The organism is Streptomyces sp. BR123, from assembly GCF_013401435.1.
GTDB lineage: Bacteria > Actinomycetota > Actinomycetes > Streptomycetales > Streptomycetaceae > Streptomyces.
In genome coordinates this window covers 1-3653 of sequence record NZ_JACBGN010000462.1, presented here as the reverse complement: position 1 = coordinate 3653, position 3653 = coordinate 1, and the positions used below count along the sequence as shown (strand labels likewise).

The window sequence follows — 3653 nt, the reverse complement described above, 5'->3', positions numbered from 1 at the left end:
GGCGGGGACGGTGTCCGGGGCGGTTCCGAGGAGCCGTTCCAGCCGGTCCAGCTCGGCCGGCGGGGTGCCCAGCCCGGCGTCGGTCAGCAGCACCCGCCGCCCGGCGGTGGCCGCCATCCCGGCGCGCAGCGCCGCGCCCCTGCCGCGGGCCTCGTCCAGCCGGATCAGCCGGATCCGAGCGTCGTCGACGGCCGCGGACCGGGCAGCGGCCGCGGTGTCGTCCGCGGAGCCGTCGTCGACGACGACGAGCTCCCAGTCGCCGGGGCCGGTGCCGTGGCGGACGTCGAGGTGCTCGCGGACGGCGGCGACCGTCGCACCGATGCGGTGCCCGTCATCGCGGGCGGGGATGACGACGGACAGGCCGACCGAGCCGGCCGCGCGCCGCGCCGCTTCCGCGCCCGTGGCGGTGCCGGTGCCCGCGCCGGTGGCGGTGCCGGTGCCCGCGCCGGTGGCGGTGCCGGTGCCCGCGCCGGTGGCGGTGCCGGTGCCCGCGCCCGTGGCGGTGCCGGTGCCCGCGCCCGCGCCGGTACCGGTACCCGTGTCCGTGCTCCGGTTCACGCCCGGGCCGGTCACAGGGCGACCTGCTTCAGCGTCGCGGCCCAGTCCAGGCTGTGCTGGTTGTAGGCGTGCACGAGGCGGCGTACCTCGTGGGCGTCCGCCAGGGCCACCGCGTCGACCAGCTCGTTGTGGCCCGACCACAGCCCGGCGTGCAGGTCCGGTGCCGCCTTCAGGTGCGGCACTGCGAAGGCCCAGCACTGCACGCGGATGCGGTGCAGGAACTCCGAGATGTACGTGTTGCCGACCAGCCCGCTCAGCTCCCTCCAGAAGCGCAGGTCGTAGCCGATCAGCACTTCGAGCGAGCCGCTCTGTGCGGCCCGGCACGCCTCCTCGGCCCGACGGCGCACCGACACCAGCATTTCGCCTGAGCCGGGCGCTGTGCCGCGCTCCACGAGCCGCCGGAAGATCCCGTCGACTATGAGCGTACGGGCCTCGATCATCCCCCGGAAGTCGTCCAGGGTGTAGACACGCACGCGGAAGCCCCGGTGCTGCACCGACTCCAGCAGCCCCTGGGCCGACAGGTCGACGAGCGCCTCGCGGACCGGGGTCGCGGAGACGCCGTACTGCTCGGCTATCTGTTTGACGGTGAACTCGGTGCCCGGAGGCAGCCGTCCCGCCAGCACCTCGTCGCGCAGCGCGTCCGCGATCTGCTGGCGAAGTGTGTTGCGGGTGACAGCGGCGCCGCCTGGCATAAGGGTCCGTCTCCTTCGGTGAACTTCGGACACCTTAGGCCAGGCGGCGCGGCCGAAACCGTTCGATTCCGGGCTGTTATGCGGATCTCTCCGTACATACGGATCGCGCCCGGCCCTTCAGTCGCCCCTCAGCCGCGCGTCACCGCCGTTCGGCCGCCCTTCAGCTGCCGTCCTGCCCCGCCGCGGTGTGCCGGTCCGCGACGTTCAGCGCCTCGTCGAGGAGCGCCAAGCCCTCCTTGGCCTCCGCCTCCGTGACGGTGCAGGGCGGGACGACGTGCACCCGGTTCATGTTGACGAACGGCCACAGGCCCGAGGCCTTGCAGGCAGCCGCGAACTCGGCCATCGGCGCGTTGTCGGCGCCGGCGGCGTTGTAGGGGACGAGCGGTTCGCGGGTCTCCCGGTCCCGTACGAGTTCCACGGCCCAGAACGCGCCCAGGCCCCGGACCTCGCCGACCGACGGGTGCCGATCGGCGATCTCGGCGAGCGCGGGGCCGATCACGTTCTCCCCGAGGTGGGCGGCGTGCTCGACGACACCCTCCTCCGCCATGGTGGCGATCGTCGCCACGGCGGCGGCGCAGGCCAGCGGGTGGCCGGAGTAGGTCAGCCCGCCCGGGTACGGCCGCCGGGCGAAGGTGTCGGCGATGGCGGCGGAGATGGCGACGCCGCCGAGGGGGACGTATCCGCTGTTCACGCCCTTGGCGAAGGTGAGCAGGTCGGGGGTGACGTCCCAGTGCTCGGCGGCGAACCACGCGCCCGTGCGCCCGAAGCCGGTCATGACCTCGTCGAGGATGAAGACGATGCCGTGGCGGTCGCAGAGCTCGCGTACGCCGGCCAGGTAGCCGGCGGGCGGGACCATGATCCCGGCGGTGCCGGGGACCGTCTCCAGGATGATCGCGGCAACGGAGGCCGGCCCCTCGAAGGCGATGGTGTCCTCCAGGTGGCGCAGGGCGCGCTCGCACTCCTCGGCCTCGGTGGAGGCGTGGAACGGGGAGCGGTAGAGGAACGGCCCCCAGAAGTGCACGACCCCGGCCGCGCCGGTGTCGGAGGGCCAGCGGCGCGGGTCGCCGGTGAGGTTGATCGCGGCGGCTGTGGCGCCGTGGTACGAGCGGTACGTCGACAACACCTTGGGACGGCCGGTGTGCAGGCGTGCCATCCGCACCGCGTTCTCGACGGCTTCGGCGCCGCCGTTGGTGAAGAACACCTTGTCCAGGTCGCCGGGGGTGCGCTCGGCGATGAGCCGGGCGGCCTCGGAGCGGACGTCGACGGCGAAGCCGGGCGCGAGGGTGCACAGGCGGCCGGCCTGCTCCTGGATCGCGGCGACGACCTTGGGGTGCTGGTGGCCGATGTTGGTGTTCACCAGCTGGGAGGAGAAGTCGAGGTAGCGGCGGCCGTCGTAGTCCCGGAAGTACGAGCCCTCGGCCCCGGCGACGGCGAGCGGGTCGATGAGCTCCTGCGCGGACCAGGAGTGGAAGACGTGCTTGCGGTCGGCGGCCTTGACGGCGACTCCGTCCGCGTCGAGGGGGAGGTGAGGGGTCATGCGGCCACGCTAGAAGTGCGCAGGTCGGAAGGGGTATCGGCGGACTGTATGGAGCCTGGCCCCAGCCCTCGGCAGTCTGTCGCCCGGTCCGTTTCGCCGGGGGCACGCGAACAGCGCATTGACAGTAAGCTGTCTACGTGACAGCTTACTGTCATAAGGCCGCACGGCCTTGACCCTTCCGGCAAGGAGGCAATCCCATGACGGCGTCATCGAAGCGGATCCACCTGGCGGTCTACGACACGTACGCGGACTGGGAGACCGGCCACACCACCGCCCACCTGACCCAGCGCGGCCACAGGATCCGTACGGTCGGCCCCACGGCGGAGCAGCCGGTCACCACCATGGGCGGCGTCCGCATCCAGCCCGACATGGCCCTCGCCGACCTCTCCCCCGAGGACTCGTCCCTCCTGATCCTGACGGGCGCTTCCCTGTGGGACACCGGCGACGACCTGGCGCCGTTCGCGGAGAAGGCGCGCGAGTTCCTGGCGGCCGGGGTGCCGGTCGCGGCGATCTGCGGCGCCACGGCCGGCCTGGCCCGTGCGGGCCTGCTGGACGACCGCGCCCACACCAGTGCGGCCGCCGCGTACCTGGACGGGCAGCCGGGCTATGCGGGCGCCGGGCGGTACGTGGAGGCCGACGCGGTCACGGACGGCATCCTGATCACGGCGGGGCCGACCGAGCCCGTGGCGTTCGCCCGTGAGGTCTTCGCCCTGCTCGGCGCGTACAAGCCGGACGTCCTGGACGCGTGGTACCGCCTGTTCCACGACTCGGACGAGACCGCCTTCCCGGTCCTCATGGCTGCGGCGGAGCGCGGCGATGCCTGAGCCTGAGCCTGAGCCGACGGGGGCGGGGGCGGGGATGGAGAC

The 3653-nt window shown here is 73.2% G+C and carries 4 protein-coding genes; 1 reads left to right on the top strand and 3 read right to left on the bottom strand.

All coding sequences use genetic code 11. The features are described from left to right. The 3 genes from HYE82_RS39405 to HYE82_RS34985 all read right to left on the bottom strand — a co-directional run. Positions 1-558 (bottom strand): glycosyltransferase (locus tag HYE82_RS39405; protein ID WP_309144555.1); only part of this gene is annotated, 558 nt, incomplete at its 3' end. Between the two features lie 11 nt (positions 559-569). Further along, positions 570-1250 (bottom strand): GntR family transcriptional regulator, encoded by a 681-nt coding sequence (locus HYE82_RS34990; RefSeq protein WP_179178256.1) that lies wholly within the window; start codon positions 1248-1250, stop codon positions 570-572. A gap of 160 nt (positions 1251-1410) precedes the next feature. Next, positions 1411-2787, bottom strand: a complete 1377-nt coding sequence (locus tag HYE82_RS34985) for an aspartate aminotransferase family protein (RefSeq protein WP_179178255.1) — start codon at positions 2785-2787, stop codon at positions 1411-1413. A 197-nt stretch (positions 2788-2984) separates the two neighbouring features. Here HYE82_RS34985 and HYE82_RS34980 point away from each other — a divergent pair, with 197 nt between their 5' ends. After that, positions 2985-3611: a DJ-1/PfpI family protein gene (locus tag HYE82_RS34980; RefSeq protein ID WP_179178254.1), complete on the top strand. Its 627-nt coding sequence runs from the start codon at positions 2985-2987 to the stop codon at positions 3609-3611. Positions 3612-3653: the final 42 nt, after the last annotated feature.